This window comes from Reyranella soli (assembly GCF_007992495.1).
In the GTDB taxonomy this organism is placed as follows: Bacteria; Pseudomonadota; Alphaproteobacteria; order Reyranellales; family Reyranellaceae; genus Reyranella; species Reyranella soli.
Genome location: NZ_BKAJ01000033.1, coordinates 76,002 through 96,201, shown reverse-complemented (window position 1 = coordinate 96,201; position 20,200 = coordinate 76,002). Strand labels below are relative to the sequence as shown.

Below are 20,200 nucleotides of genomic sequence, written 5' to 3'. Positions count from 1 at the left end.
CATCGACCGAAAGACAAGCCACCCCCGGGAGGGTGACGCCAATGATGCTTCTGTTGCGGGCCGCCGCCGCACTGTTGCTGCTGGTCGCGCCCGCGTTCGCCCAGGCACCTTATCCGAACAAGCAAGTGCGCATCGTCGTGCCCTTCCCGGCCGGCGGCTCGGCCGACATTCTATGCCGCCTGGTCGGCGAGAAGCTCTCCGCGGCCTGGGGGCAGACCGTGATCATCGACAACCGCGCCGGCGCGGGCGGCAATGTCGGGGCCGAGATCGTCTATCGCGCCGAGCCCGACGGCTACACCCTGCTGTGCAGCCCGCCCGGCCCGCTTTCCATCAACCACAACCTCTACAAGACGCTGCCCTACGACTGGACGAAGTTCGTTCCGATCGGCGTGCTGGCGCTGGTGCCCAACGTCATCACGGCGCGCATCGACCTGCCGGCGGCATCGCTGCAGGAGTTCATCGCCTATGCCAAGGCCAATCCCGGCAAGGCGACCTACGCTTCGCAGGGCAACGGCTCGACCTCGCACCTGTCCGCCAGCAACCTCGCGACCCTGGCCGGCATCGAGCTGGTGCACGTCCCCCACAAAGGCGAAGGTCCGGCCCTGGTCGACATCGGCGCCGGCCGGGTCGACATCTTCATCGGCAACATCTCGGCGTCGCTGCGCTTCGAGAAGCAGAAGCAGGTGAAGTTCCTGGGCCTGGCCAGCCGCACCCGCAGCCCCGTGGCGCCGGACCTGCCAACCACGGCCGAGCTCGGCCTGCCCGACCTGGTGGCCAGCGCCTGGTTCGCCCTGGTAGCACCGCCCGGCACGCCCGAGGCCATTGCCCAGAAGGTCAGCGCTGACATGGCGGCGGCCCTGAAGCTGCCGGAGATGCGGGCGCGGTTCCTGGAGCTCGGCGCCGAGCCGCAAGTCGGCACCCCGGCCGAGACCACGGCTTTCATCAAGGACGAGGAAGCGCGCTGGCGCGGCGTCATCAAGTCGGCCAATGTAACGCTGGAGTGACAGGAGGTTCGCATGGACGTCCGACACGACGAAGGACTCAAGGAGCCCGTCTCGAGCGGGATCTGGCCGGAGGAGTCCCTGGCCCGCGTGCCCTACTGGGTCTACCAGGACGAGGCCAACTACAAGCGCGAGATGGAGCGCCTGTTCAAGGCCGCCACCTGGAACTTCGTCTGCCTCGAAGCGGACATCCCCGACAAGGGCGACTATCGCACCAACCACGTCGGCATCATGCCGGTGATCGCGGTGCGCGCCGCCGACGGCTCGATCAACTGCTTCGAGAACCGCTGCTCGCATCGTGGCGCGCTGATCGCCTTCGATGACGGCGGCAATGTCGGCAACCAGTTTCGCTGCGTCTATCACTCGTGGAGCTACGACCTCTCCGGCAATCTGCGCGGCATCGCCTTCGAGCGCGGCATCAACGGCGTCGGCGGCATGCCCAAGGATTTCTGCCGCGACGATTTCAGCCCGCGGAAGCTGCGCACCACGACGCTCGCCGGCCTGGTGTTCGCGACTCTCTCGCCCGACACGCCGCCGATCGAGGAGTATATCGGCAGCGAGGTGGTGGGCCGCCTGAAGCGCGTGCTCAACCGGCCGATCCGGGTGATGGGCCGTTTCGTGCAGCCGCTGCCCAACAACTGGAAGCTCTATGTCGAGAACGTGAAGGACACCTATCACGCCTCGATCCTGCACACCTTCCTCACGACCTTCCGCATCTCGCGCCTGACCCAGGGCGGCGGCGTGCTGGTGAGCCCCGACGGCGGCAACCATGCGAGCTACACCATCGCCATGCCCGAGGGCGCCAACGCCAACGCCTACAAGGAGCAGCAGATCCGCTCCGACCAGGACGGAAAGTTTGCACTGGCCGATCCCAGCGTGCTCGATTCGGTCGAGGAGTTTGGCGACCATATCCAGCTGCAGATCCTGTCGGTATTCCCGGGCTTCATCCTGCAGCAGATCCACAATTGCCTGGCGGTGCGCCACGTCGTGCCGCGCGGCGTCGGCAAGATGGATTTGGTGTGGACCTACTTCGGCTTCGCCGACGACACGCCGGAGATGAACCGGCGGCGCTTGAGGCAGCAGAACCTGGTCGGGCCAGCGGGCTTCATCTCCATGGAGGACGGCTGCATCGGCGGCTTCGTGCAGCGCGGCACCGCGGCGGCCGCCGACGAGGTCTCGGTGATCGAGATGGGCGGCAGCACCACCGAAAGCCAGGCCACCCGCGCCACCGAGGCCTCGGTGCGCGGCTTCTGGAAGGCTTATAGGCGGTACATGGGTTACTGACTCATGCTCTTCCGGACCGCGAGCCTCCGGCTCGCTCATGACTCATGAGCGAGCCGGAGGCTCGCGGTCCGGAAGACTCTGACTAGACGAGGATTCGGATGGACGTCGCGCAACTGGTCGAACTCAACGCCCTCTACGCGCGCGTCATCGACAACGAGCAGTTCGAGGAATGGCCCAAGCTGTTCCACGATCCCTGCCTCTACAAGCTGACGACGGCGGAGAACGTGGCGCGCGGCCTGGAGGGCGGGCTGATCTACGCCGACACGCGCGGCATGCTGGAGGACCGCGTCTCCTCCCTGCGCAAGGTCAACATCTATGAGCGCCAGCGCTACCGCCACATCGTCGGCCTGCCCGTCGTGCTCGGCCAGCAGAACGGCGCGGCCGAGGTCGAGACGCCGTTCCTGATCGTGCGCATCATGCGCGAGGGCGACATGGATGTGTTCGCCACCGGCTGCTACCGCGACAAGGTCAAGCCCGACGCCTCGGGCGCCCTGCGCTTTGCCGAGCGCATCGTGATCTGCGACGGCCGCCGCTTCGACACCCTGGTCGCGCTTCCGTTTTGATCATGCTCTTCCGGACCGCCGGCCAGAGGCCGGCGGTCCGGAAGACATGAGCGCCACGGAGTGGCGCGCTCCCAGAAAAGAGGTGACTTTCCTCACAGACGCGCGATAGCGATGATCGTATTGGCAGCGGGATCGCTCGGGGGCAGGAGGCTGACATGCCGGTAACGGTTCATTTCGCGACAAACCGTGTGCTGGACGGCCCGCCGGACCAGCTCGGCAGCTACAGCGAGAGCGCCGTCGCTCCGTCGATCCCCAACGAGGTCACCTACGGCACGGCGTTCGTCAACGACGCCAACCTCGACGCCGACACGATCGGCGCCATCACCTTCATCCAGAACACCGGCAAGGGCCAGTTCGACCAGAGCGTGATCGACGATCTCAGCGATCCCGGTCGCAACCTGCTGGTCTTCATCCACGGCTTCGACAACAGCTTCGAGAACGCCATCACCCGCGCCGCCTTCAACCAGCAATGGTTCATGAAGTCGGGCCTGCCGGCGGCGGAGACCAGTGTCGTGGCCTTCAGCTGGCCCTCGACCGGCAAGCTGATCACCCTGCCCTTCCCCAGCGCCGCCTATCGCCGTGACCAGACCAAGGCCGGCCAGTCGGGCCTGCACATCATGAACTTCTTCGCCAACCTCGAGCCGATCATCAGCAGCGCACGCGCCAAGGGCCATCGCGTCTTCCTGCTGGCGCACAGCATGGGCAACTGGGCCCTGCAGGCCGCGGTCGAGAGCTGGTTCGCCCACGGCAACGGCGATGCCGACCTGTTCGACGAGGTGTTCCTGGCCGCCGCCGACGAGATCCACAGCAGCTTCGACTTCCTGCCGATGGGCCGCCTCAGCGCGCTCGATCGACTCAGCCGGCGCGTCTCGACCTATGCCAGCGACAAGGACGTCATCCTGGACATCAGCATGAAGATCAACTTCGCCAAGCGACTGGGCCAGGACGGGGCGCACGACCGCTCCAACCAGGAACGCTTTCCGCCGGACAAGTATCGCACCGTCATGTGCGGCGGCTTCCGCGACTACAACATCGATATCGCCAGCTCGCACCAGTACTATCGCCGCTCGCCCAGCGTGCGAATGGACATTGCCAACACGATGGCAGGGAACGTCTGAGCGGCTGCCTCACTCGATCGGCAGAAAGGCGTACCCCGAACCTTCCTCGGCCACTCTGCCTAGGCCTGGCTTGGCCATGTGCGCGCCGGCCAGCCAGGCCTGTGTGTCAAAAGCTTCTCGCAGCAGCTTGACCCGCGTCGCGCAGGCGATGGACTGGTCGAGATCGTAGGCCCATGTGAGCTCCGGCCGGGCAAACTGCGCGGCCGGAACATGGATCAGGTCGCCGCAAAACAGGATCCGGTCCTCGCCCGAGTCGAGAACGTAGGCCATGTGGCCCGGCGCGTGCCCCGGCATCGCAAGCGCCGCCAAATGATCGTTCAACCGATCGCCGTCCCTGACCGGAGCAAGCAGGTGTCGAAAGCGCTCCAGGTGCGGCTCATCGACAAAACCCGCGACGGCATCGTGCGCGATCACGATCCTGTTCAGGTTGGCAAACGCCTCCCGACCGTCGCGCGTTATGAGCCCGTTCAAATGGTCGAGATGCGTATGGGTGAGAGCGACTGTGCCGATCGAGGATGGATCTATACCCGCTTCGGCCATCGTCCTGTCGAGATGGCCAAGCGATGGCTCCCACTGTCCTCCGGCGCCGCAATCGATCAGGACTCCCTGGCCTCCGGCCCCCTCCAACAGGAAGCAATTGACCGACAGTCGAACCAGTGACGGTTCCTGCTGCGAGGGCCCCGGCAACGCGTACTTGCCAAGCCCAGGGCCCCTGCGCAGGAGGTCGGCGGACATGTCGACATGGCCGTCGCTCAGCGACCAGATCTTCCACGATCCCGACGTGCAACTCAGGGCATTCGCGCTTTGCGACGTGACGATCATGGCGTTCCCTCGGGCGTTCGCCGTCTATTTATAAACGAACGCCTTGTCGTCAAGATCGATCGCCGGGAACTCGTTCTTCTCGCGCCAATAGTCCTGGGTGTGCTGCCATTCGCGCTTGTCGCCGCGCTTGGGCAGCAGGTGCATGCCGCGCGTCACGTAGCCCGGATTGAAGTTCTCGGTGTCGATCCAGGGCAGCAGCGGCATGTCCTTGTCCTCGGGCCTGAGCGCCACCTCGACGCGGCGCGCCTGCTTGTCCTTCATGTGGCCGAGCAGACGGCAGACGAAGTCGGCGACCAGGTCGGACCGCAGGGTCCAGCTCGCGCGAAAATAGCCGAACACCCAGGCCATGTTGGGGATGCCGGTGAACATCATGCCGCGATAGGTCACGGTCTGGGAGAAATCGAGCGGCTTGGCGTCGATCTCGACGGCGATGTCGCCCAGCACGTTGAGATGGAAGCCGGTCGCCGTGACGATGACGTCGGCCGGCAGTTCCTTGCCTGACTTGAGCTTGATGCCCTTCTCGGTGAAGCGCTCGATCTCGTCGGTGACGACCGAGGCCTTGCCCTGGCGCATGGCGCGGAACAGGTCGCCGTCCGGCACGAAGGCGATGCGCTGGCGCCACGGCCGGTAGGACGGCGTGAAATGGGAGTCGATGTCGAAATCGGGGCCGAGATAGGCGCGCACGCCGGCCAAGAGCTCGGCCTTCACCTTCTCGGGCTCCTCGAAGGAGCGGCGGGCGAACTCCGACTGATCGTGCAGGATGCGCCGGCGCACGATCTCGTGGATCCACGCCTCGTCGACCTCGAGCTTGCGCAGCTGGTCGGCAAGGTCGTTGGCGTTGCGCGCCGGGATGAAGTAGGTCGGCGAGCGCTGCAGCATGGTGACGTGGGCGCAGTCGTCGGCGATGTTGGGCACCAAGGTCGCCGCCGTGGCGCCCGAGCCGATGACAACCACCTGCTTGCCCGTGACGTCGAGATCCTTGGGCCAGGTCTGGGGATGGACGATGCGGCCCTTGAAGTCGGCCATGCCTTCCCATTCAGGCGTGTAGCCTTCGGCGTGGCGATAATAGCCCTGGCACATCCACAGGAAGCCCGCGGTGATGCGGAAGGGCGCGCCGGTGTCGAGGCGCTCGCCTTCGATGGCCCAGCGATTGTCCTCGCCCGACCAGCGTGCCGAGACGATGTGATGGCGATAGCGGATGTGGCGCGCGAGGTCGTTCTCCTCGATCACGTCGCCCATGTAATCCAGGATCTCCTTGGCCGTGGCGATCGGCTTGCCGGTCCACGGCTTGAAGCGATAGCCGAAGGTGTAGAGGTCGCTGTCGGAGCGGATGCCGGGATAGCGATGCGTGATCCACGTCCCGCCGAAGCTCTCCTGCCCTTCCAGCACGACGAAGCTCGTGCCCGGGCTCTGCTTGGTGAGATGGTAGGCGCCGCCCACGCCGGAAATGCCGGCGCCGACGATGAGCACGTCGAAATGCTCGGCGGTCTGGGCGGACGAGGACGTGAGCTGAGCGGCAGTATCGGGCATCGGCTGTCTTTCCTGCAGGGGTGTTGGAGGAATGTCCCCAATATCAAGGGCATTGTCGGCAGAGATCAACCTGCGGATCAACGTTTTCGTTGTGCGAACCGACTAGAAGACGTCGACCGACGGAAAACGCGGATCGGCCGTCAAGCAGTCCCAGAGATAGATGGCAAGGCCGACGTCTCCGGTCCACAGAGTATAGCGTCCCCGCCCTGTTTGTTCGCGCACTTCGCGGCATTGCGCGATCGCCGTCATGGCGAAGGCGCGCGCCCGCTCAAGCCACAGTGGATCGCCGGTCCGCTGATGGAGCTTGAGAAAAGCGTAACCGTTGCCGCCCGTGCCGTGACAGAGGTTGGAGCCTTTCACCAACGGCCCGGCGGCCCAGGTGAAGTCGCCGCCTTTGACCAGCAACTCCTCGAGTTCAGGCGATGAGAACGGCGCGTCGGCCAAGGTCGTCACCATGCCCGGCGCGCCATGGCAGTACTGACAGAGATGAGGCGGGTTCTCGCGGCCGGCGACGGGATGCCAGGTGATGCCTTCGTCCGAGGGCCAGGCGTTGACGGCCAGCGCGCGTGTCGCGACATCGGAAGTTCGCCGCCGCTGCGCCTCGTCCAGCCATCGCCAGCCGCGTATCAGCGGAATCATGTCGCCGGCGAAGCCGTGAACGGGACCAAGGTAACGCAGCTGCTTGCCGTACAGGTCCTGGGTCCAGAGCGGCCCGTTCGCCGTGTCTTCGAGATCGGCCAGCAGGCGCGCGGCCTGCACGGCGATCGGCGATCGACGGCTCCGGCGCCAGGCGCATGACGACCAGCGCCGTTCCCAGGTCGCCGAACAGCAGCGAGCCCAGCGTCGCATAGTCGCCGTAGCCGGCCATCTCGGCTTGCGTCTTTTCCAGAAGGCGCGGCAACACCGGGCGAAAGTCCACGGCGGCCTTCGTCGCGCCGACCCTTTGCAGATAGTCCAGTCCCCAGATCATGCCGGCAGCACCCATATAGAGGCTGCTATGGCCGTCATCTTTGCGTCCGTCGAGCGGATGCGACGGCCAGAATCCCTCCGGATTGAAATGCGTCAGCGCATCCGACACGATTTCGTCGATCGCGGAAGCGACGACGCGCTCGTCCCACGCCGTGGAGCGCCGCGGGACGTGGCGGTCGTGCTGGATCATGCGTTTCAGGTCTTCGTCACCTTTTGCATACAGTACGGCCGAGCGGCCGGAGCGTACAGCCGCGGGGCAACGCGCAGGAGCCGTCGCCCGTGACGGCATTTCCCTCCCTATCCTTCCCCGCTGGCCAAAAGGCTGGCGGGGAATTTCCTTTTCGGGCATGGTCCGGCGGGATGCGGGTGCTCGGCAACATCGCCCTGGTCGTCGTAGCCATCGTGGTTGGCGTCGGGCTCATCGAGATTGCAGGCCGGCTCTACTTCGGCCGCTCGCTCGAGGGGTCCTACTACGTGTACGGCGGGGCGCCGGTTCAATTCGATGCCGTCTCCGGATTCCGACTGCGGCCCGGGCCAATCCATGAGACCCGTATCACGCGCGGGCAAATCGAATATGTCGGCCTCTACAAGCCGAATAGTCTTGGTTTCCAGTCGAGCGAGTTTGCGCCACAGCGCCAGGACGGACGGCGGCGCATCGCCGTCTTCGGCGACTCTTTCTCGCAGGCTGACTACCTCGCCCGTAACTGGCCATCCTATGTCGAAGCCACGAGCTTCGCCGAGGGCCACCCGCTTCAGCTCCTCAACTTCTCGCTCGGCGGCACCGGGCTCGCGAACTGGTGGAGCATCCTAAAGAACATGGCGGGCGCATATGAGCTCGACGGCGTAGTGTTCGCCGTATGGGAGGAAAACCTATACCGGCAATTCTTGGTCACGCACTCGGAAGGTCAGAAGTGGTGGCTCGGCCGCGTGCCGTCGTGGGATCCGGCGCGCTATCCCAAGACGCTTGACGAGGCGATGCGGGTGATGGCGCCGATGGCGGGCGACTTCTACTTCACCGACGAGTCCGGATTTCTCGATGCGTTGTCAGGCGAGTGGCGGCCACGTGAGGCCCGGCGATGGTTTGTCGAGCGGCAGGTGGCGGCACTATGGGAGCCGCGCGAGCAGCCCGGGCGCGTGACGGCGCTACCGATCCTCGACCCCGCCGACGCCGCCGCACGCGAGCGCCAGATAGCGGACATCGCTGCCATCATCGCGGCCCGACAGTGGAGGGCGACGGTGGCCTATATCCCGTCACGGCCGGGGCTGCTCGATCCCGGCAGCGATGCTGCTTTCAAAGCGGAGACGCTGCGCTTTGCAGAAATGATCGGCGCCAGCTTCCACGACGGCAGCGAGGTCTACGCCGGCATGTCAGACACCGAAATCCGCCGGCACTTCCTGCCGTATGATGCGCATTGGAACCTTGCCGGGTCCGACCTCTTCGGCCGCTTCATGTTGCGGACTCTGTCCGCTCCGACGCCTCAACGGCTACCTTGAGCGCGGCCAGCGCTCTCAGGCTCTCTTGACTATGTTGTATCGCTCGACGGACCGCCTCTGTCGTTGGGGCGCAGCCGTGGAGAAGCCGGGCCGTAGCGCATCCTTCCATTCCTGGAAAACAATGCACCATCAAACCCTGGGATCAAACATCTAGATCTTCGTCACCTTCGCATGCAGTACGGCCGAGCGGCCGGAGCGTACCGCCGCGAGGCAGCGCGCGACCGCGCCGTCGACATCCGCAGGATCGGACAGGAACTCGCCGTGGGCACCGGCGGCTTCGGCGATCTTGCCGAAGTCCATGTTCATGCCGAAGTTCGCGCCATAGTCGCTCGCGGCCTTGGCCTCGCCGGCGGGATAGACGCGCAAGGTCGCCTCCTTCACCGCGCCCCAGCCCGAATTGTCGAGCACGACCATGAACACCGGCAGGCCGTAATTCTGCGACACCGCCAGCACGGACTGCGGATTGGAGAAGTAGAAGGTGCCATCGCCCATGATCGGCATGACGATGCGATCGGGCATGGCGAGCTTCAGCCCGAGTGCCACGCTGCCGGAGAAGCCCAGCCCCGCACCGGCCAGGCCCACCAGGGTGCCGGGCTCGGTGCGCGGCATCTGCGCCAGCACGGTCGGGATGTTGCGGATCGCCTCGTTGATCACCACGCCGGAGGGCCCAAGCGCCTTGACCAGCTTGGCGCAAAGATGGTGCGGGTTGATCTCGCCCGCGACGCCGGTCTCTGCGGCGAGCTTCACCGCCTGCGCGCGACGCGCCACGCCCTCCGCCGCGATTTCCTTCACGCGCGCCGCTGCGCGCGCCTTGAAGCCGGCATCGGCCTTCGCCTTCAGGGCCGCCAAGAGGTCGGCATAGAAGTGGCAGCTGTCGCCCTGCAGGCGCAGGTTCGCCGGGAAGGTCCACATCGGGATCGCCCGCTTCTCCGGGTCGACATCGACATGCGCCCACCAGGTCGAGGGATTCTCCGGCATGTCCTTGGGGATCCACGGCACGTCGACATCGACCAGCAGGCCGACATCGGCGTCGGCCAGCGCCTTGGTCGGCACGAAACCGCCATGGCAGGGCGAATCGTGCGGCAGGTTGAGATGAACGGGGCTGAACTCGACGACGCGGATGCCGGCGAACTGTGCCAGCTCGTCGAGCAACGCGACCGCCGCGTGGTTGCGGCCGGAATAGGCCGTGATCAATAGCGGCCGCTCCGCTGCGAGCAACCTGTTCGCGATGGCCTCGACGGCTTGCCGATCGACCGCGCCTGCTGCCGGAGTCGCGAATCGCTCCTCGGGATAGGAGCGGATCTGGCCCTCCGACCACAGCTCGGTCAGCGTCTCGCGCGGGAAGGTCATGTAGACCGGCCCCTTGGGGTCGCTCATCATCACGGTGTGGGCGCGACGCAGCGCCTCCTTGGCGACCACGCCCGAGGGCAGATTGTATTCCCACTTGGTATAGGGCCGCACCAGCGCGGCCTGGTCGAACGGTTCCTGGATGAAGTGAACGTAGGTGTCGCGCGAGCCCAAAAGCTCGCCGCGCGTGGTGTAGGGTGCGCGGCCGGCCATCAGCAGCACCGGGATGCGGGCGCGGCAGATATTGTGCAGCGCCATCGCCGAATTAGCGGTGCCGGAATCGACATGCACCATCACGCCCTGGCCGCGGCCGGTGGCGAGGAAGTAGCCCGCCGCCATGTGCGCCGCCGTGATCTCGTGCGGGCAGATCACGGTCTTGGGCGCCTTGCGGCCGTCGCGCTTGAAGGCAGCCATCGCCTCGATGATCGGCGCGTGATCGGTGCCGAAATTGCAGAAGAGATAGTCGCAGCCGATCTCGGTCAGGCCTTCGAGGAAGTAGTGGGCGGCCGAGCGGCGGGCCTCGTTGATGCTGTCCATCGCGTCCTCACTCAAAGGGTCGTACGGATGTCGAAGCGCTTGATCAGGCCGTCCTCCAGCTGGAAGACGTGACCGACCTTCTTGTCGACCAAAAGCTTGCCGGAAGGATCGCGCACTGTCTGGCGGATTGCGACCACGATCTCACCGCCGGATGTGACCGAAAAGTCCATGGGCTCGACATGGGGATCGATCATGGCCCATTGCTTGGTCCAGTAGCGGCGCAGCCCATCGTGGCCGTGCACGTAGCCGCCGTCCTGGCCGTTGGCCCATTGGACGTCGGCATGAACCGAGGCCAGGACGCCGTCGATGTCGCGGGCATTGAAGCGCTCATAGACGCGCCGCAGGAACGCCAGCTTGTCGAGCATCGCAGCCGTTTCACTCCAGCTTGATGTTGGCGGCGGTCGCCACCTGCTTCCAGCGCGCGGCGTCGCGCGCGATCAGGACGCGATACTCCTCGGGCGTGGTGCTGCGCGGGTCAACGGCGATCTTCGTCAGAGCCGTGCGCACGTCGGCCGCGGCCAGGCTCTCGACAACGACCTTGTTCAGTCGGGCCACGATGTCGGGTGGCGTGCCGGCCGGCGCCACCAGCCCGGTCCACAGCGAGATCGCCATGCCGGACACACCCGCTTCGGCGAGCGTCGGCACGTCGGGAAAGGCAGGGTCGCGCTTGTCCGTGGTGATGGCGAGCGCGCGCAGCTTGCCGCCGCTCAGCAGGCCGGAGATCGGACCGGTGTCGGCGATGGTCATCAGCACCTGTCCCGACGCGACGGCCTGCGCCGCGTCGCCGCTGCCGCGATAGGGGATGTGCTGGAACTTCGAGCCGGTGCGCTGGTTGAACAGCTCCGAGGCGAGCTGGAAGGGCGTGGCGCTCGAGGCGTAGTTGGCCTTGTCGGGATGGGCGCGGCCATAGTCGATCACCTCGCGCACCGACTTGATCGGCTGGTCGGCGCCGACCACCAGCAGCAGCGGGAACTCGGCGAGCAGCGAGATCGGTGCGAAGTCCTTCTCGGGCGCGTAGGGCAGCTTGGCGTAGACGGCGGGATTGATGGTCATCGGCCCGCTCGGCGCCACTAGCAGCGTGTAGCCGTCAGGAGCCGCCTTGGCGACCAGCTCGGCCGCCACGATCGACGCCGCGCCCGGCTTGTTGTCGACGATGATGGGCTGGCCGAGCTTCTCCTGCAGCTTGGCCGCGACGATGCGCGCGATAAGGTCGTTGCCGCCGCCGGCCGAGTAGCCGACGACCAGGCGGATGGGCTTGGTGGGATAGGTCTGCGCGCTCACGGGTCTCGCGAGCAGCAGCGCGGCAGGGAGGCCGAGGACGAGCCGGCGCTTCATGGCGCCCGTCTCCTCTGCTCGCCGTAGATCATCTCCTCGCGATTGAGCCACAGGGGCGAGTTCTTGAGATCGATGAACTTCGCCTCGTCCTCCATCAGCAGGCGGTTGGCCTCGCGCGCCTCGGGATTGCGGCTGGCGGCGCGCCAGGTCTCCTCGCTCTGCCACCACAGCTCAGCCACGCCGTCGTAGGGTTCGGGCGCGCCGCGCACGCGCCGCATGCCGTCGGCCAAGTCGCCCGACAGCCGGTGAAGCTGCACGTAGCGCGTCATGCCGAGGGCCGGCTGCAGGGTCCTGACCAGCGGTCCATGCTTGTTCAGCCAGTAGTCCTGGAATTCTTCCAGGCTCAACGACGGCAATCGCCGCAGGCAGAAGGTCAATTTCAACACGGCGTTCCCTCGAATTTGCGCAATCATAGCCATGCGCCCGGGTTCGGCGCTACCTCCGGAGTACCGGTAGCGCCGCCCGACGTCGGCGTGGCGATGGGTCGAGGCGCCCCTTCGCCCGCTTGGGCTACGCCGTGGAACTGCCGAGATGGGCGATCGCCTCGATCTCCACGAGGATCGACGGCTTGGCGAGATTGCTCACCTCGACCAGGCTGCAGGCTGGAAAGTCGCCGTTGAAGAATTCGCTGCGGGCGCGCCACACCTCGGTGTTCTTCACGATGTTGGTGACGAAGATGGTCATCTTCACGACGTCGTCCATCTTGCCGCCTGCTGCCTCGACGAGATCCCTGATCTTGCCGAAGATCACCTTCGACTGCTCGTACTCGTCGTCGCCGAGGACGGTATCCCCATCCTTGGCCCGTGCCGTCATGCCGGAAACGTAGGCCACGTCGCCCACCCGCAGGCAATTCGACCACAGGCGCGGCTTCGGCTCGGCGACATGCTTGCTGAAGATTCTCTGTCTTTTCACTCTGTCCGTCTCCTCACTCAAGAAACAACGGCGTCTTCCTGGGTATCCGGGAAGGCTCGGATGAACGGTTCGAGCCGTTCGCAGCGGCTGGCGATCGCCATCGTCCGTGGATAGGCATCAAGCGGGCAGGAAAAGCGCCGCGCATTGTAGATCTGCGGCACCAGGCAGACGTCGGCCAATGTCACCTGGTTGCCGTAAGTGAAGTCGCCCGCCATCGCATATGCCTGCAGGGTCGCCTAGAACGATGCCAGGCCTTCGGCCATCCAGTCGCGGTACCACGCGAGCTTGGCGTCAGCCGACACCTGCAGCCGCTGTTCCAGGTATTTGAGCACACGCACATTGTTGAGCGGATGGATCTCGCAGCCGACGATCTGGGTCAGTGCCCGCACGTAGGCCCGTTCATGTCGCCCCTCGGGAAGCAGCGCCGGCCGCGGCGTCCGCTCTTCGAGGTACTCCAGGATGGCGAGCGACTGCGCCACCAGCTTGCCGTCTTCAACCAGCGCGGGGACGAGGCCCTGCGGGTTCACGGCCAGATAGGATGGCGCCTTGTGCTCCAGCTTCGGGATGCTGACGTACACCGGCTCGTAGGCAAGCCCCTTGAGGTTCATCGCGATGCGAACGCGATAGGCCGTCGACGACCGCCAGTAGGTGAACAGCTTGAACATATCGGTCTCCGCGCTAACGCCGATTGCTGGGGGCCCATGGCACCAAACGCCGCTCCAGCTCGTCCAACATGGCGAAGAAGGCCCAGCCGAGCAGGCCGATGACGATGATGCCGGCGTACATCGACTCGACGTCGAACACCTGCCACGAATTCCACACGAGGTAGCCGATGCCGCTCTTGGCGCCGACGAACTCGGCACCGACCAGCACCAGCAGCGACACGCCGAGGCTGAGGCGAAGGCCCGCGAGGATCATCGGCAGTGCGCCCGGCAGGGCGATGGTCAGGATCGCGCGGAACCGCGAAACGCCGAAACTGCGGCCGACGTCCCAGTAGATCCGTTCGACGTTGGCGACTCCCGCAAAAGAATTGATGGCCATGAAGAAAAAGACTGCGATGGCGACCAGCACGTACTTGCTGAGCTCGCCGATGCCGAAGATGGCCATGACGAGCGGAAAGATCGCGATCTTGGGGATCGGATACAACGAGGCGACGATCTGGCTGACGATGGCGCGCGTCATCGGCGAGAGGCCCATCAGCGTGCCGACGACGAGGCCCGGCATCGCCCCAAGCAGCAGGCCGACGAAGACCCGAGTCAACGACACGCCGACATGGCGCGCCAGCTCGCCGCTCTCGATCAGCGACTTGAACGTCTCGAGAATCATGCTGGGCGCGGGGACAATGCGCGCATCCAGCAGCCCGGCACGGACGACAATCTCCCAGAGCACCAGGATCAGCAGCGGGCTGAGGATGCCAAGCACCTTCTCCAGGCGCGCGCGCCGCCGGGCAGATTGGCCGATATCCGGGTCGGCCGGGAGACGGACGAGGCCGTCCGCGTCGCTTGTCGCCCTGTTGCGATCATCGTCGGCCATTCACACCTGCCTTGATGTGGGCGCCGAAATCCGCGACCAGAGCTCCGAATTCCGGCAAGGCGCGCAATTCATAGGCGTTGCGCGGCCGCGCGAAGGTCACTCTCGCATCCATCACCACGTGACCGGGCGGACCTCCAAGGACGACCACGCGATCGGCCAGGAACACCGCCTCGTCGATCGAATGGGTGATGAAGACCACAGTCTTGCGGGTATCGCTCCAGATGCGCAGCAGTTCTTCCTGCAGGATCGCGCGGTTCTGTTCGTCGAGCGCCGAGAACGGCTCGTCCATCAGGAGGATCTCAGGGTCATTGGCGAAGGCTCGTGCGATCGACACGCGCTGCTTCATGCCACCCGAAAGCTGGTGTGGGAGGGCCCGCGCGAAGCTCGCCAGCCCGACCTTGTGCACGAAGAAGTCGACGCGCTCGCGCACGAACGCCTTGTCGAGCTTGCGAGCGCGAAGGCCATAGGCAACGTTGTCCCACACCGTCATCCACGGGAAGATCGAATGCTCCTGGAACACGACCGACGTGAGGGGCTGCCCCAGCTGCGCCGCTCTGATCTCGGCCACGCCATCGGTATGCCGATCGAGTCCCGCGAGGATGCGCAGCAACGTTGTCTTGCCGCAGCCCGATGCGCCGAGCAGACAGACGAACTCGCCTTCTCCGATCGCGAGGTCGATGCCGCGCAATGCCTCGAACTCGCCTCTGGCGGTCAGGAACCGCTTACTGAGCCCGGCGATGCGGATCACCGTACTGCGGCCGGGATCGACGGTGGCTGCCGGCTCAACGATCGACAGCGCTTTTTTCGGGTTGGGAGGCATCGGCCAGGGCTGCGTGCGGCCTAAACCGGCTGAAACGAGCCGACGATGGCCTGCCGGCCGTCGCCGTCCGGATAGGCTTCCTCGCGGAACATGGCGAGCTTCTCCATGACCGGCTGATCAGTCACGGAGAACAGGAACGCGCCTCGTGCGCCGCGGTTCTCGTGTTCGTGCCAATGCCAGTTCGGCACCACGAAGACGTCGCCCTTGGCCCAATCGAAACGAACCCCGTCAATGATACTGCTGCCCTCGCCTTCGATCACGAAGTAGATCGTGCTCGACAGGGAACGGTGCGCCCGCGTGCGCTCGCCGGGCCGCAGCAGCTGCGCTCGGCATGACATGGTCGGCAGGGTCGATCCCGAGGTCAGCGGATTGACGTATTCCAGGATCACCCCGTCGTAGGGGCTGCCGTCCTCTCCAGACAACCGCTCCAGCGCGGCATGCATGTCGCTCCAGGCGTAGCGCATGCGCGGCGTTCCGGTGGGGTTGTCGCCCCAGCCGACGGGCCGGCCGTGGCCCAAGCGCGCCGCAGTGTAGCCGTCGGCGTAGGTGGAGACGGGCTTGGCCGGATCGGACGGCTCGAACCAGCTGGCCTGAAGCAAATTGACCAGCGGGTAGTCCAGCGCGTCCAGCCACACGATGTCGTGCTCGGTGTCGTTGACATGCTCGTGCCACATGCTCGACGGCGTCAGCAGCAGGTCGTTCTCCTCCATCGTCAGGGCCTCGCCGTCGACCCTCGTGAACACCCGGCCACCGCGACTGCTCGCGGCGAAGCGGATAGCGCCGGCCATGTGACGATGCGACGGCGCGGACTCTCCCGCCTTCACAAGCTGCACGGCCGTCGCAATGGTATGCGATGTCGCGTACTGAGCGCGCAGGTCGGGATTGGTGTGCTCCATCGAGCGTCGCTCGGCGCCACGCTCCGGCGTAATCAGCTCGCCAGCACGGTGCAGATACTGCAGCACCTCGTTCCATCGCCAGAGATATGGCCGATAGGTCACCTTTGGCTTGGCCGAGACGAACTCCGACACGTACTTCCACGTCGGCACCAGCCGCGCCTTCTCCATGTCCTCATGGAGGCGATCCAGCGTATCGGCCCGGAAAACGGGATTCGCGTTGGTTCCATTCATGACTCGCTCCTGGCAATAGGCACGCCCGCTACTGGACTTTCTGCGCCGGCTCGCGCCGGCCCAACCGCTCTAGGGCGTAGTTCAGATACTGGTAGTCGGCGAGATCGGTGAGCTTGGGCTTGCCCCTGAGCAGGCCGCGGGCGGTAAACCAGTCGATGCTGGCCTCAATGGTCTTGAGGTTCAGGTAGCCATCGGGGTCGAAGCCCGGAAACGCCGCATTCTCGAGCACGCTGGCGTCAGTAGTGCCTGACGCATACTTCTTGAGCACTGCGATCAGCTCGTCCTTGCCTGCCTTGTTGCCGACCGCGGCGAGATAGTCGCGGATGCCTCGGACATAGGCGACCATCCAGCGCTTCGCGGCATCGGGGTGCTTGGCCACAAAGTCGGGACCATAGATGACGCCGGCGATTTGGAAGTCGGGCGCAATATCGTCGACGCCCATGAAACGCGCGCCGACACCGCGCTTCGCCGCGATCGCGACGAACGGCTCGATCATCAGCGCCCCGTCGATGGCCTTGTTGTCCAAGGCGGTGATCATGTCGGGGAAACCGAGATTCTGGATCTCGACGTCCTTGTTGGTCAAACCGACCTTCTGCAGGGCGATCTCGAGTTGCTGCTCCATCGGCGAATGAAGAGACGCCGTGGCGATCTTGAGGCCCTTCAGGTCCGCCGCAGACTTCACCTTTCCGGACTCTACCAGATCCTTTCGCACGACGATGGCATTGAAGCCGTGCCCCTTGGAATTCCGGCCCTTGTCGGCAACCAGCTTGAGGGGAAGTCCGCGCAGGGCGCCGTTGAACAGGCCGAGCGTGGGCGCGCCGGAGGCAACGTCGATCTGGCCGCTGCTCAACGGCGCGACCATGTCGGCGGTGTTGGAGAATCGCTCCAGCTTGATGTCGAGCCCCTCCTCCTTGAAGTAACCCTTCTCCATGGCCACGAAGATGATGATCTCGGACAGGCTGTTGAGCACGCCCACCCTGACGACCGTCGGCGTCTTGGGTGCCTGGGCCAGCGCGCCACTGGCGCCTGCCGCGACGACAGCTGGAGCTGCGACCATGAACCTACGGCGCGCAATCCGGATCGCCTTACCCTCACCTGCCTTTTTGTGCCCCATGCAACCCTCGCTTCCCGTCCACCCACTCAGTCGAGCCCCAATGCGCATCCGTCGGCGCGTGGATCGGCGGCCCCGATCAACGCCCCGTCGCTGCTCACGGCAATCGCCTGGGCGGCGCCGAGCATGCCCAGCGGCTTGTCGCTGATGCGATGGCCCAGTTCGCCCAAACCCGCCAGCGACGACGCGAAGCGACCATCCATGCGGATTTCGAAGGGCTGGCCGAGATTGACCGGGTCGGTTCCCGGCGTCAGTTCCCAGCGCGGCTGGTCGATCGCCCCCTGGATGTCACGCCCGCCGTTCAGTACAGCGTCCAGTATCTGCAAATTCCACTGCGGTTGCCCGTCGCCGCCGGATGTTCCGCCGGCAAGTCTCAGGCCGTCGTCATCGCAGACCATGTAGACGTGCAGCGTCGACATGGTGCGCTTGCCGCCGGCGAGGCAGTTCGGTGCCGCCGCATCGAGCGTGAAGCCCCGGCCGGCCCGGTTGTTCATTAGCACGCCGGTCCCGTCGATAACCTCGGCCGCGCCGAACGGCGTCGACAGGCTGGAAATGTAGGCGACGACGTTCCCGGCCTCGTCCGCCGTCGTCAGGCACGTCGTGTCGCCTTCACCGAAAGACGACCAGCTCTCGTTGACCGACGTCATGGCTCGCCGATCGTCGATCCGCCCGGCGTGCGCGCACAGGTGGGCATTGCTCAGCAGGCGCTCGATCGGGTTGCCGACGAAGCGCGGATCGCCGAGGTGGCGATTGCGGTCGAAGAAGGCGAGCTTCAGCGCCTCGATCATGCGGTGCGCCTGCGTGACCTCGCTGCCGTGATCCGTCGGTGCACAACGTTCGAGGATGCCGAGCGCCTCCAGCAGCACAATGCCCTGTCCCACCGGTGGGTTGGTGTAGATCCTGCGCCGTCCGAGCGACAACGACAGCGGCTCGACGATCTCGCACTGGTACTCCGCAAGGTCGTCGACCGAGAACAGGCCGCCGGTCTCGGCACTGTGGGCAACCAGGCGGCGGACGAATTCGCCGCGATAGAAGGCCTTGGCCCCGGCGGCGGCCACGGCCTCCAATGTGTGCGCGAGCTCCGGCTGGCGCAGCACTTCGCCTTCCGTCGGCACTTTGCCGTTCTTCAGGTAAGCAGCGCGGGCCGATTCGGACGCAGCAAGGACGGCTTCGTTCAGTGCGAAGAAGCGCGCCACCGACCGTGTCAGGGCCACACCGTCGGCTGCATGACCAATGGCCGGCTGCAGCAGCGCCGCAAGACTATGCCGGCCGCTGCCGAACTGTTCGTGCGCTACGCACATCGCGGCCACCGCGCCCGGCACGGATGCCGACAGCATGCCGCGATCGGGCAGCCTCGCCAGCCCGGCTTTCCTGGCCCATACGAGCGATTGGGCATGGGGCGCGGGGCCGCTTGCATTGACTGCACGTATCGCTCCGGTACGTCCGGACCGGATCAGTATGAAGCTGTCGCCCCCCAGCCCACTCATCATGGGCTGCGCGACGCCGAGCACCGCCACTGCCGCGATCGCGGCGTCCATCGCATTGCCGCCTCGGGCAAGTACGTCGAGCCCGGCCTGGCTCGCGAGCGGGTGGGCAGTCGCGACCATGCCACGCCTCGCCACGGCACGCCGCGCCATGACCGCCTCGGGACGCTCAGCCAAGCCTACGGTCATGGTCCATTTCTCGTGCAAGCTCGAGCGGGCGCGGATCGATCCATGCACCGACATCGAAATCCTTATCGATGAAACCGTTCCCGAGCAGAAACGCCTTCTGCGTCGCGACCGCCGTGATCGACCGCTCGTCGAGCTCCAGTGCAAGCTGATCGTGCACGTCGGCGCCGTAAGCGGCCGTCACCCATTCCGGCGTTGCGCCGACGTCGCCGCCCACGATGCCGAGCGTCTCCGCTTCGTGCTCGTGCGCCCAGCGCGCCGCCAGCATGAGCGTCGCGAGATAGCGCGCGACCGTCTCGGGTGCCGAGCGGGCGAGCTCACCGTCGACAGTCAGGACGGTGGGAACCTGATTGTTGACGCGCGAGCCCGAGTCCGCATGCGCACCGAGATCGACGACCGTGCAGGCGCCCATGAACGACGAAAGTTGGGCGCCCGGCGCACCGGCGGTATAGATCGCATCGATTTCTCCGCGGATCAGGGCGAGCGCCTCGCGGCTTTGCCTGCGGGCGCGGTTGGCACCGCGCCACAAGGTGCCGCGTTGCGATGCGCCGCCCGTCGGGATCTGCTTCTCGTCGATCGGCAGGTCGACGAACTCGACGTCATTCGGCTCAAGGCCGGCAATCTCCAGCGCAGCGAGGTATCCGCGCAAGCACATGGCGCGCCAGTAGTCGATCTGCTCGTTCAGGCGTCGCGGCATCCCGAGCCGCTTGCCGCGCAGGCCGGCGGCGTCCTGGATCCCCGAGGACGGCAGCACCACGATCGCTTGGTACTCGTCGATCCAGTTGGTGGCGACCACCACCGTGTCGGCGCCGCGTGACCGGCTCCAGATCGGCGGAATGTTGCCGCCTTGCCGGAATAGATTGGTCTGGCCGTGGTTGTAGTGCGCCTCGCGCACCGTCATGTCGCTCGACGCGTTGAGCGACTGCACGACGATGCCGTCGGCCCGGAACTCGTCATCGAGCATGCCACGCTCGATCGCGATGCTCGACGCGGTCGGCAGGGGACAACGCGTGTACCAGATCCGCAT

Annotated in this window: 21 protein-coding genes; 5 read left to right on the top strand and 16 right to left on the bottom strand. The window is 65.7% G+C overall.

Annotated features, from left to right (window positions below; genetic code table 11):
- The first annotated feature begins 41 nt into the window (after positions 1-41).
- From RSO01_RS10945 to RSO01_RS10930, 4 genes are all read left to right on the top strand, one after another.
- Entirely contained in the window at positions 42-1,004 is a 963-nt protein-coding gene (locus RSO01_RS10945; RefSeq protein ID WP_170302985.1) for a Bug family tripartite tricarboxylate transporter substrate binding protein, read from the top strand.
- A 12-nt stretch (positions 1,005-1,016) separates the two neighbouring features.
- Complete coding sequence (locus RSO01_RS10940; RefSeq protein ID WP_147149108.1) at positions 1,017-2,285, top strand: aromatic ring-hydroxylating dioxygenase subunit alpha; 1,269 nt, start codon at positions 1,017-1,019, stop codon at positions 2,283-2,285.
- A 98-nt stretch (positions 2,286-2,383) separates the two neighbouring features.
- Complete coding sequence (locus RSO01_RS10935; protein WP_147149106.1) at positions 2,384-2,848, top strand: aromatic-ring-hydroxylating dioxygenase subunit beta; 465 nt, start codon at positions 2,384-2,386, stop codon at positions 2,846-2,848.
- 155 nt (positions 2,849-3,003) lie between these two features.
- On the top strand, positions 3,004-3,966 hold the full coding sequence (locus RSO01_RS10930; RefSeq protein ID WP_147149104.1) for an alpha/beta fold hydrolase: 963 nt from the start codon (positions 3,004-3,006) through the stop codon (positions 3,964-3,966).
- Positions 3,967-3,975: 9 nt separating this feature from the next.
- Here RSO01_RS10930 and RSO01_RS10925 read toward each other — a convergent pair whose 3' ends face one another.
- The 3 genes from RSO01_RS10925 to RSO01_RS48920 form a co-directional block, all read right to left on the bottom strand.
- On the bottom strand, positions 3,976-4,788 hold the full coding sequence (locus tag RSO01_RS10925; RefSeq protein WP_147149102.1) for an MBL fold metallo-hydrolase: 813 nt from the start codon (positions 4,786-4,788) through the stop codon (positions 3,976-3,978).
- Positions 4,789-4,812: 24 nt separating this feature from the next.
- Entirely contained in the window at positions 4,813-6,318 is a 1,506-nt protein-coding gene (locus tag RSO01_RS10920; protein WP_147149100.1) for a flavin-containing monooxygenase, read from the bottom strand.
- A gap of 102 nt (positions 6,319-6,420) precedes the next feature.
- Positions 6,421-7,077 (bottom strand): lanthionine synthetase C family protein, encoded by a 657-nt coding sequence (locus RSO01_RS48920; RefSeq protein ID WP_246158293.1) that lies wholly within the window; start codon positions 7,075-7,077, stop codon positions 6,421-6,423.
- 570 nt (positions 7,078-7,647) lie between these two features.
- On the opposite strand from RSO01_RS48920, the gene RSO01_RS10910 reads away from it, so the two are divergent.
- Complete coding sequence (locus RSO01_RS10910) at positions 7,648-8,781, top strand: hypothetical protein (RefSeq protein WP_170302984.1); 1,134 nt, start codon at positions 7,648-7,650, stop codon at positions 8,779-8,781.
- Positions 8,782-8,931: 150 nt separating this feature from the next.
- Here the strand turns inward: RSO01_RS10910 and RSO01_RS10900 are convergent, their stop codons facing one another.
- From RSO01_RS10900 to RSO01_RS10845, 13 genes are all read right to left on the bottom strand, one after another.
- Positions 8,932-10,665: a thiamine pyrophosphate-requiring protein gene (locus tag RSO01_RS10900; RefSeq protein ID WP_147149095.1), complete on the bottom strand. Its 1,734-nt coding sequence runs from the start codon at positions 10,663-10,665 to the stop codon at positions 8,932-8,934.
- Positions 10,666-10,676: 11 nt separating this feature from the next.
- On the bottom strand, positions 10,677-11,030 hold the full coding sequence (locus RSO01_RS10895; protein WP_147149093.1) for a nuclear transport factor 2 family protein: 354 nt from the start codon (positions 11,028-11,030) through the stop codon (positions 10,677-10,679).
- Positions 11,031-11,040: 10 nt separating this feature from the next.
- The gene (locus tag RSO01_RS10890) at positions 11,041-12,000 is read right to left on the bottom strand and encodes a Bug family tripartite tricarboxylate transporter substrate binding protein (protein ID WP_147149091.1); all 960 of its coding nucleotides are present in this window, start codon (positions 11,998-12,000) and stop codon (positions 11,041-11,043) included.
- A complete protein-coding gene (locus tag RSO01_RS10885) occupies positions 11,997-12,386 on the bottom strand; it encodes an EthD domain-containing protein (protein ID WP_147149089.1) in 390 nt (129 codons plus the stop codon). Before RSO01_RS10885 ends, RSO01_RS10890 begins: the two co-directional genes overlap by 4 nt.
- A 124-nt stretch (positions 12,387-12,510) precedes the next feature.
- Positions 12,511-12,912: a RidA family protein gene (locus tag RSO01_RS10880; RefSeq protein ID WP_147149087.1), complete on the bottom strand. Its 402-nt coding sequence runs from the start codon at positions 12,910-12,912 to the stop codon at positions 12,511-12,513.
- Between the two features lie 17 nt (positions 12,913-12,929).
- Positions 12,930-13,127: a glutathione S-transferase family protein gene (locus tag RSO01_RS48425; RefSeq protein WP_218037309.1), complete on the bottom strand. Its 198-nt coding sequence runs from the start codon at positions 13,125-13,127 to the stop codon at positions 12,930-12,932.
- Positions 13,128-13,148: 21 nt separating this feature from the next.
- Positions 13,149-13,577, bottom strand: a complete 429-nt coding sequence (gene maiA, locus RSO01_RS10875) for a maleylacetoacetate isomerase (protein WP_218037308.1) — start codon at positions 13,575-13,577, stop codon at positions 13,149-13,151.
- Positions 13,578-13,590: 13 nt separating this feature from the next.
- A complete protein-coding gene (locus tag RSO01_RS10870) occupies positions 13,591-14,445 on the bottom strand; it encodes an ABC transporter permease (RefSeq protein WP_147149085.1) in 855 nt (284 codons plus the stop codon).
- Positions 14,432-15,265 (bottom strand): ABC transporter ATP-binding protein, encoded by an 834-nt coding sequence (locus RSO01_RS10865; protein ID WP_147149083.1) that lies wholly within the window; start codon positions 15,263-15,265, stop codon positions 14,432-14,434. The genes RSO01_RS10870 and RSO01_RS10865 overlap by 14 nt, the downstream gene beginning before the upstream one ends.
- A gap of 20 nt (positions 15,266-15,285) precedes the next feature.
- On the bottom strand, positions 15,286-16,392 hold the full coding sequence (gene mabB, locus RSO01_RS10860; RefSeq protein ID WP_147149082.1) for a 5-aminosalicylate 1,2-dioxygenase: 1,107 nt from the start codon (positions 16,390-16,392) through the stop codon (positions 15,286-15,288).
- Between the two features lie 28 nt (positions 16,393-16,420).
- Positions 16,421-17,449, bottom strand: coding sequence for an ABC transporter substrate-binding protein (locus RSO01_RS10855; RefSeq protein ID WP_170302983.1), 1,029 nt, complete (start codon positions 17,447-17,449; stop codon positions 16,421-16,423).
- Between the two features lie 83 nt (positions 17,450-17,532).
- On the bottom strand, positions 17,533-19,110 hold the full coding sequence (locus tag RSO01_RS10850; protein ID WP_170302982.1) for a gamma-glutamyltransferase family protein: 1,578 nt from the start codon (positions 19,108-19,110) through the stop codon (positions 17,533-17,535).
- Positions 19,111-19,156: 46 nt separating this feature from the next.
- Positions 19,157-20,200 carry an ABC transporter substrate-binding protein gene (locus RSO01_RS10845; protein ID WP_170302981.1) on the bottom strand — a complete coding sequence of 348 codons (1,044 nt, stop codon included), beginning with the start codon at positions 20,198-20,200 and terminating at the stop codon, positions 19,157-19,159.

Bases quoted from the DNA above. Each gene is read 5' to 3' on its own strand.
- RSO01_RS10945 (WP_170302985.1), top strand. From the start codon at position 42: ATGATGCTTCTGTTGCGGGCCGCCGCCGCACTGTTGCTGCTGGTCGCG.
- RSO01_RS10940 (WP_147149108.1), top strand. From the start codon at position 1,017: ATGGACGTCCGACACGACGAAGGACTCAAGGAGCCCGTCTCGAGCGGG.
- RSO01_RS10935 (WP_147149106.1), top strand. From the start codon at position 2,384: ATGGACGTCGCGCAACTGGTCGAACTCAACGCCCTCTACGCGCGCGTC.
- RSO01_RS10930 (WP_147149104.1), top strand. From the start codon at position 3,004: ATGCCGGTAACGGTTCATTTCGCGACAAACCGTGTGCTGGACGGCCCG.
- RSO01_RS10925 (WP_147149102.1), bottom strand. From the start codon at position 4,788: ATGATCGTCACGTCGCAAAGCGCGAATGCCCTGAGTTGCACGTCGGGA.
- RSO01_RS10920 (WP_147149100.1), bottom strand. From the start codon at position 6,318: ATGCCCGATACTGCCGCTCAGCTCACGTCCTCGTCCGCCCAGACCGCC.
- RSO01_RS10910 (WP_170302984.1), top strand. From the start codon at position 7,648: ATGCGGGTGCTCGGCAACATCGCCCTGGTCGTCGTAGCCATCGTGGTT.
- RSO01_RS10900 (WP_147149095.1), bottom strand. From the start codon at position 10,665: ATGGACAGCATCAACGAGGCCCGCCGCTCGGCCGCCCACTACTTCCTC.
- RSO01_RS10895 (WP_147149093.1), bottom strand. From the start codon at position 11,030: ATGCTCGACAAGCTGGCGTTCCTGCGGCGCGTCTATGAGCGCTTCAAT.
- RSO01_RS10890 (WP_147149091.1), bottom strand. From the start codon at position 12,000: ATGAAGCGCCGGCTCGTCCTCGGCCTCCCTGCCGCGCTGCTGCTCGCG.
- RSO01_RS48425 (WP_218037309.1), bottom strand. From the start codon at position 13,127: ATGGCGGGCGACTTCACTTACGGCAACCAGGTGACATTGGCCGACGTC.
- maiA (WP_218037308.1), bottom strand. From the start codon at position 13,577: ATGTTCAAGCTGTTCACCTACTGGCGGTCGTCGACGGCCTATCGCGTT.
- RSO01_RS10870 (WP_147149085.1), bottom strand. From the start codon at position 14,445: ATGGCCGACGATGATCGCAACAGGGCGACAAGCGACGCGGACGGCCTC.
- RSO01_RS10865 (WP_147149083.1), bottom strand. From the start codon at position 15,265: ATGCCTCCCAACCCGAAAAAAGCGCTGTCGATCGTTGAGCCGGCAGCC.
- mabB (WP_147149082.1), bottom strand. From the start codon at position 16,392: ATGAATGGAACCAACGCGAATCCCGTTTTCCGGGCCGATACGCTGGAT.
- RSO01_RS10855 (WP_170302983.1), bottom strand. From the start codon at position 17,449: ATGGTCGCAGCTCCAGCTGTCGTCGCGGCAGGCGCCAGTGGCGCGCTG.
- RSO01_RS10850 (WP_170302982.1), bottom strand. From the start codon at position 19,110: ATGGTCGCGACTGCCCACCCGCTCGCGAGCCAGGCCGGGCTCGACGTA.
- RSO01_RS10845 (WP_170302981.1), bottom strand. From the start codon at position 20,200: ATGCGGATCTGGTACACGCGTTGTCCCCTGCCGACCGCGTCGAGCATC.